Genomic DNA, 6,835 nt, shown 5'->3' on the forward strand with positions numbered 1-6,835 from the left:
GATGACCAGCACCACCGATCCCATCGAGCCGCTGTCGGTCGAGCAGCTGTCGGAGACGACCCTGCTGCGGTTCGCGACCGCAGGGTCCGTCGACGACGGCAAGTCCACGCTCGTCGGCAGGCTGCTGCACGACTCCAAGTCGGTCCTCACCGACCAGCTGGAAGCCGTGGAGCGCGCCTCCGCGAGCCGCGGCCAGGACGCACCCGACCTCGCGCTGCTCACCGACGGTCTGCGCGCCGAGCGCGAGCAGGGCATCACCATCGACGTGGCGTACCGCTACTTCGCCACACCCCGCCGCCGGTTCATCCTCGCCGACACGCCCGGCCATGTGCAGTACACGCGGAACATGGTCACCGGCGCCTCCACGGCCGAGCTGACGGTCATCCTCGTGGACGCGCGCAACGGCGTCGTCGAGCAGACCCGCCGGCACGCCGCGATCGCCGCGCTGCTGCGTGTCCCGCACGTGGTGCTGGCCGTCAACAAGATGGACCTGGTCGACTACCAGGAGTCCGTGTTCGCCGCGATCGCCGAGGAGTTCACGGCGTACGCCTCCGAGCTGGGCGTCCCCGAGATCACCTCGATCCCGATCTCGGCACTCGCCGGTGACAACGTGGTGGACCCGTCCGCGAACATGGACTGGTACGGCGGCCCGACCTTCCTGGAGCACCTGGAGACGGTCCCGGTCGCCCACGACCTGGCCACCTGCCACGCCCGGCTGCCCGTGCAGTACGTGATCCGCCCGCAGACCGCCGAGCACCCGGACTACCGGGGGTACGCGGGTCAGATCGCGGCCGGTGCGTTCCGCATCGGCGAGGAGATCACCGTGCTGCCCTCCGGCCGTACGTCGAAGATCTCCGGAATCGACCTGCTGGGCGTGCCGGTCGACGTGGCCTGGACGACGCAGTCGGTGACGGTCCTCCTGGAGGACGACATCGACATCTCGCGCGGCGACCTGATCGTGCCGCGCAAGGACGCGCCCGCGACCACGCAGGACATCGAGGCGACCGTGTGCCATGTCGCCGACGCGGCGCTGACCATCGGGCACCGTGTGCTGCTCAAGCACGGCACCCGCACGGTCAAGGCGATCGTCAAGGACATCCCCTCCCGGCTGACCCTCGACGACCTCTCCCTGCACCCGCACCCGGGCCACCTGGTCGCCAACGACATCGGCCGCGTCAAGATCCGTACCGCGGAGCCGCTGCCGGTCGACGCGTACGCCGACTCCCGGCGCACCGGCTCGTTCATCCTGATCGACCCGGCCGACGGCACCACGCTGACCGCGGGCATGGTCGGCGAGTCCTTCGCCTCGCCGGAGCCGGTGAAGGCCGACGCGGACGACGACGGGTGGGACTTCTAGCCATGACCACCGACATCTTCTCGACCTTCGCGAAGGAGGGCGGCCGCGTCGGCAGCGGCGCCCTCGGCAGCGGGGAAGGCGGGGTGGCGCGATGTGCGCGATGACGTACGCGCACTGCCTGCGCGCCAGACGAAAACCCGCCGCCTACCCGGCCACGACCTGAGAGACGTGACCGCCGGGCCGACGAGAGGAACTCCTCCCGTGCCTGCCAGCACCCGAAGTACCGCGCGCCGTGGCCTCGCCGCCCTTGCCGCGCTTCCGCTCCTCGCGCTCGCCGCGACGGCCTGCGGCTACGGCTCTCAGGCGAAGGACGACACGGCGAACGTCGCCGCCAAGGGCGCGAAGATCGACGGCCTCGACACCGTCAAGATCGGCTACTTCGGAAATCTCACGCACGCCACCGCTCTCGTGGGCAACCAGAAGGGCTTCGTCCAGAAGGAGCTGGGCGGTACGCAGGCCCAGTACGCGACCTTCAACGCGGGGCCCTCCGAGATCGAGGCCCTCAACTCGAAGTCCATCGACATCGGCTGGATCGGCCCCTCCCCGGCGATCAACGGCTACACCAAGTCGAACGGCAAGAACCTGCGCATCATCGGCGGTTCGGCCTCCGGCGGTGTGAAGCTCGTCGTCGACCCGGACAAGATCAAGACCTTGGACGACGTCAAGGGCAAGAAGATCGCCACGCCGCAGCTCGGCAACACCCAGGACGTCGCGTTCCTCAACTGGATCGGCGAGCAGGGCTGGAAGGTCGACGCGGAGAGCGGCCAGGGCGACGTCTCAGTGGTCCGCACGGACAACAAGGTCACCCCGGACGCCTACAAGTCGGGCTCGATCGACGGCGCCTGGGTGCCGGAGCCGACCGCGTCCAAGCTGGTCGCCGAGGGCGGCAAGGTACTGCTCGACGAGGCCGATCTGTGGCCGGACAAGAAGTTCGTGATCACGAACATCATCGTGTCGCAGAGCTTCCTCAAGGAGCACCCGAAGGTCGTCGAGGCCGTGCTCCGCGGCTCGGTGAAGACGAACGCGTGGATCAGCGCCAACCCGGACGAGGCGAAGACGGCGGCGAACGCGCAGCTGAAGACCGACACCGGCAAGGCGCTTCCGGCGGAGGTGCTCGACCCGGCCTGGAAGTCCATCCGGATGACCGACGACCCGCTGGCCTCGACCCTCAACACCGAGGCGGAGCACGCGGTGAAGGCGGGCCTGCTGGAGAAGCCCGATCTGAGCGGCATCTACGACCTCACGCTCCTGAACAAGGTCCTCGCAGCCGAGGGCAAGAGCACCGTCGACGACTCCGGTCTCGGCGTCGAGCAGGCCAAGTGAGCCCGCAGGCCGAGCAAGTCCACAAGCCGACACTGATGAGTTCCCAGGAGGTGACGACCATGGCAACCGCCCTCGCCAAGGCCGCCGACGCCACGACGTCGGTGGAGTACGCCGCGCGGATCGAGCACGTCTCGAAGTCCTTCGCCGGACCCGCCGGACACCAGCTCGTCCTCGACGACATCACGCTCGATGTCGCGCCGGGCGAGTTCGTCACCCTGCTGGGGGCCTCAGGCTGCGGCAAGTCGACGTTGCTGAACCTGGTCGCGGGTCTCGACGCCCCCACCGCGGGCAGCATCACGACGGACGGCAGGCCCGCCCTGATGTTCCAGGAGCACGCGCTCTTTCCGTGGCTGACCGCGGGCAAGAACATCGAACTCGCCCTCAAGCTCAGGGGAGTTCCGAAGTCCGAGCGCCGCGACAAGGCGGACGAGCTGCTGGAACTCGTCCGGCTGAAGGGCGCGTACGGGAAGCGGGTGCACGAGCTGTCCGGCGGTATGCGGCAGCGGGTCGCGCTGGCCCGCGCGCTCGCCCAGGACAGCCAGCTGCTGCTGATGGACGAGCCGTTCGCGGCCCTCGACGCCATCACACGGGACGTGCTGCACGACGAGCTGACCCGTATCTGGCGCGAGACGAAGCTGTCCGTCCTGTTCGTGACGCACAACGTGCGAGAGGCGGCACGGCTCGCGCAGCGCGTCGTACTCCTCTCCTCGCGTCCCGGGCGGATCGCACGTGAGTGGACGGTGGACCTTCCGCAGCCGCGCCGTATCGAGGACACCGCCGTCGCGGAACTGTCCGTCGAGATCACCGAACAACTGCGTGGGGAGATCCGCCGCCATGGCCAGCACTGAGACCAAGGCCGACGGGAACGCCAAGGACAGCGGGCACACCAGCGATCTCGCCGGTCTCGAGGCGGGCCTCGACGCGCTGGAGACGGTCCAGACGAGCCGGACTCCGTTCCGCCAGACCCTCGTCCAGAAGATCCTGCCGCCGATCGTCGCCGTCGCACTGGTCCTGGTGGTCTGGCAGGCGCTGATCACCTTCAAGGTCGTCGACGACCCGGCCAAGCTGCCCTCGCCGTCCGACGTGTGGGGGGAGGTCCGCGAGGCGTGGCTGCAGGGCACGCTGCTCGACTTCATCTGGACCAGCGTCTCGCGCGGTCTGTTCGGCTTCGTGATGGCGCTTGCGATCGGCACCCCGCTGGGACTGCTGGTCGCCCGGGTGAGGTTCGTGCGGGCGGCGATCGGCCCCATCCTGTCCGGCCTGCAGTCACTGCCGTCGGTGGCCTGGGTGCCGCCCGCCGTGATCTGGCTGGGCCTGAAACCCGAGATGATGTACGCGGTGATCCTGCTCGGCGCCGTCCCGTCGATCGCCAACGGTCTCGTCTCCGGCGTCGACCAGGTGCCGCCGCTGTTCCTGCGGGCGGGCCGCACCCTCGGCGCGACGGGCCTGCGCGGGACCTGGCACATCGTCATGCCGGCGGCGCTGCCCGGCTATGTGGCGGGGCTGAAGCAGGGCTGGGCGTTCTCCTGGCGCTCGCTGATGGCCGCGGAGATCATCGCGTCCTCGCCCGAACTCGGGGTGGGCCTCGGCCAGTTGCTGGAGAACGGCCGCAACACCAGTTCCATGTCGATGGTGTTCCTCGCCATCTTCCTCATCCTGATCGTCGGCATCGCCATCGACCTGCTGATCTTCAGTCCGCTGGAGCGGTGGGTCCTGCGCAGCCGCGGTCTCCTCGTGAGGAGCTGAACTCCCATGCGCAATCCGGTCCTCCTCGTCATCGCCCACGGCAGCCGCGACCCGCGGCATGCCGCGACCGTGCACGCCCTGGTACGCCGGGTGCGGGCCATGCGGCCGGGGCTGCGCGTGGAGACCGGGTTCCTGGACTTCAACGTCCCGTCCGTGGGCGGGGTGCTGGAGTCGCTGGCGACACGAGGAGTACGCGATGTCGTGGCCCTTCCGCTCCTCCTGAACAGGGCCTTCCATGCGAAGGCCGACATCCCGGCGGTGCTGCGGGAGGCACCGTCGCGGCTGCGGATCCGGCAGTCCGAGGTGCTCGGCCCGTCGCCGCTGCTGACCGCCGCGCTCGAACGGCGGTTGTACGAGGCCGGGCTGAGCCCGGCCGCCAAGTCCTCGACCGGGGTCGTGCTGGCCTCGGCGGGGTCCACGGACCCGGAGGCGATCGCAGTGATCGCAGAAATCGCGCGGGAGTGGCGGCACACCGGTTGGTGCGCCGTGCGGCCTGCGTTCGCCTCCGCGTCGCTCCCCCGCACCGAGGACGCCGTCCGGGAACTGCGCGCCCTCGGCTGCGCCCGCGTGGCGGTCGCTCCGTACGTCCTCGCGCCCGGCTTCCTGCCGGACCGGATCGCGCGCGGGGCCGCCGAGGCGGACGTACTCGCGGATGTGCTGGGGGCGGCGCCTGAGGTGGCGCGGGTGTTGTTGGAGCGGTACGACTCGGCTCGGGTGCCTGCGCTGGCGGCGCTGGGCGCCTGAGCGCTCCGCTGCTAGGGGCGGTTCGAAGCTGCGGGTTCGTTGTGGCTTGTCGCGCAGTTCCCCGCGCCCCTGAAAGGGCGCGCTCGACGCGTCCCGCGCTAGGGACGCGGCGCTCGGAGCGTGAGCGCTCCGCTGGGGGCGGGTTCGAAGCTGCGGGTTCGATGTGGCTTGTCGCGCAGTTCCCCGCGCCCCTGAAGGGCGTGTTCGACGCGGCCCGCGCCAGCAGCGCGTCCCGCTCGACGTCTCTCTCTCCCCCCCCGCGCTAGGGACGCGCTGCTTGGCTCTCCTCAGCGGACTCGGCCGCCTCGTTCGCGAGTCTCACCAGTTCGGGTACCGGCATCGAACCGGCCTCCCTGTGCTCGCGGGCGAAGTCGTTGGCGAGGTGTTGCAGCAGGTCGTTCAGCGGGGTCGGGATGCCGTGCAGGCGGCCCAGGAGCGTGATCTCGCCGTTGAGGTAGTCGGCCTCGATCGTGCCGGTGCCGCGGTGGAGGGACTGCCAGGAGGAGCCGGCGCCGCGGGCGGAGCCGTCGAAGGGCTCGAAGCGGATCTTGTCCGCGCGGGCCTGCTTCTGCTCCTCGTCACCGGCGTACGCGATGCCCGCCGCGGTGAGCACGGCCTCGCCCTCCGCGCGGACGCGTTCGTAGAGCGCGATGCCCTCCTCGCTGGTGAGCACGCCGCTGACCGCCTCGATCGCGTTCGCGAGGTTGCCGAGGAGTTTGGCGTACTGCCAGCGCGTCACCTCGGGCACGACCGGCGCCTCGAACCGGGACTTCTCCAGGTCGGCGGCGATACGGCGGGCCGTCTCGTCCGTGCCGGACGGGTAGCGGCCGAGGTGCAGGATGCCGGTCAGCGGCGTACCGGCGGCGGACACGACGCCCGGCTCGACGAAGGTCGCGGGCAGCCAGACGCACATGCCGTACACGTGGCGGAAACGGCGCAGCGCGAGCCGTTGGCTCTCCACCCCGTTCTGCGCGCAGACCACGGGCAGCCTCTCGGCCGCCGTCCCGCCGCCCGCCACCGGGGCCGGCGCCCAGGCCTCCAGGGCCGCCGCGCTGTCCTGCGTCTTGACGGCGAGTACGAGGACGTCGTCCGCCCGCAACTCACCGAGCGACTGCGGCCCGTCGACGGTGGTGGGCCGATGCGTACGCGGTCCGTCGGGCGTGATCAGGCGCAGCCCGCGCTCCCGCAGCGCCTCGTACTGCGCACCGCGCGCGACCAGCACGACCTCGTGGTCCGACTCGGCGAGGCGGCCGCCGATCGCTCCGCCCACCGCCCCTGCTCCGATGATGATGTAGCGCATACGTCCGAGACTGCCACAGTCATGTGTACGCTCCATCAAATGCTTGCGGAAAGCTTCTCTCCGGGCGGAACTGTGCGGCTCGGGTTGGCTCTTCCCTGGGGCAGAGCCCCGGCCCCCTGCAAAGGTCGTACGTCGACTGCGGGTCGTTTATGGCTGGTCGCGCAGTTCCCCGCGCCCCTAAAGGGGCGCTCCTGCCGTCGCCCACGTGTGGACGGAGAACGGGGCGCGCCGCGCGCCCCAACCCACCCGCAGCCGCCCACGGCGGGCAGGGGACGGGGCGGGGGTGTCCGCCCGCAGCGGCCGGCGCGCCAACCCGAGCACCTTCTACCAGCCGACAGCTCGCGCGCCGGTCCGAGGACGGACAC

At 70.6% G+C, this 6,835-nt stretch carries 6 protein-coding genes; 5 read left to right on the plus strand and 1 reads right to left on the minus strand.

What is annotated here, in order from left to right; all coding sequences use genetic code 11:
- Nucleotide 1: 1 nt before the first annotated feature.
- From G5C60_RS16665 to G5C60_RS16685, 5 genes are all read left to right on the plus strand, one after another.
- Complete coding sequence (locus tag G5C60_RS16665) at nucleotides 2-1,357, plus strand: sulfate adenylyltransferase subunit 1 (protein ID WP_206439616.1); 1,356 nt, start codon at nucleotides 2-4, stop codon at nucleotides 1,355-1,357.
- Between the two features lie 201 nt (nucleotides 1,358-1,558).
- Nucleotides 1,559-2,680 (plus strand): aliphatic sulfonate ABC transporter substrate-binding protein, encoded by a 1,122-nt coding sequence (locus G5C60_RS16670; protein WP_165259900.1) that lies wholly within the window; start codon nucleotides 1,559-1,561, stop codon nucleotides 2,678-2,680.
- A 59-nt stretch (nucleotides 2,681-2,739) separates the two neighbouring features.
- A complete protein-coding gene (locus G5C60_RS16675; RefSeq protein ID WP_165259902.1) occupies nucleotides 2,740-3,528 on the plus strand; it encodes an ABC transporter ATP-binding protein in 789 nt (262 codons plus the stop codon).
- Nucleotides 3,515-4,426 carry an ABC transporter permease gene (locus tag G5C60_RS16680; RefSeq protein ID WP_165259904.1) on the plus strand — a complete coding sequence of 304 codons (912 nt, stop codon included), beginning with the start codon at nucleotides 3,515-3,517 and terminating at the stop codon, nucleotides 4,424-4,426. Before G5C60_RS16675 ends, G5C60_RS16680 begins: the two co-directional genes overlap by 14 nt.
- A 6-nt stretch (nucleotides 4,427-4,432) precedes the next feature.
- Complete coding sequence (locus G5C60_RS16685) at nucleotides 4,433-5,170, plus strand: sirohydrochlorin chelatase (RefSeq protein ID WP_165259906.1); 738 nt, start codon at nucleotides 4,433-4,435, stop codon at nucleotides 5,168-5,170.
- A 262-nt stretch (nucleotides 5,171-5,432) separates the two neighbouring features.
- On the opposite strand, the gene G5C60_RS16690 is transcribed toward G5C60_RS16685, so the two are convergent.
- Nucleotides 5,433-6,470, minus strand: a complete 1,038-nt coding sequence (locus G5C60_RS16690) for a ketopantoate reductase family protein (RefSeq protein WP_165259908.1) — start codon at nucleotides 6,468-6,470, stop codon at nucleotides 5,433-5,435.
- Nucleotides 6,471-6,835: the final 365 nt, after the last annotated feature.

Origin of the sequence: Streptomyces scabichelini (genome assembly GCF_011045015.1) — a bacterium.
GTDB classification, from domain to species: Bacteria; Actinomycetota; Actinomycetes; order Streptomycetales; family Streptomycetaceae; genus Streptomyces; species Streptomyces scabichelini.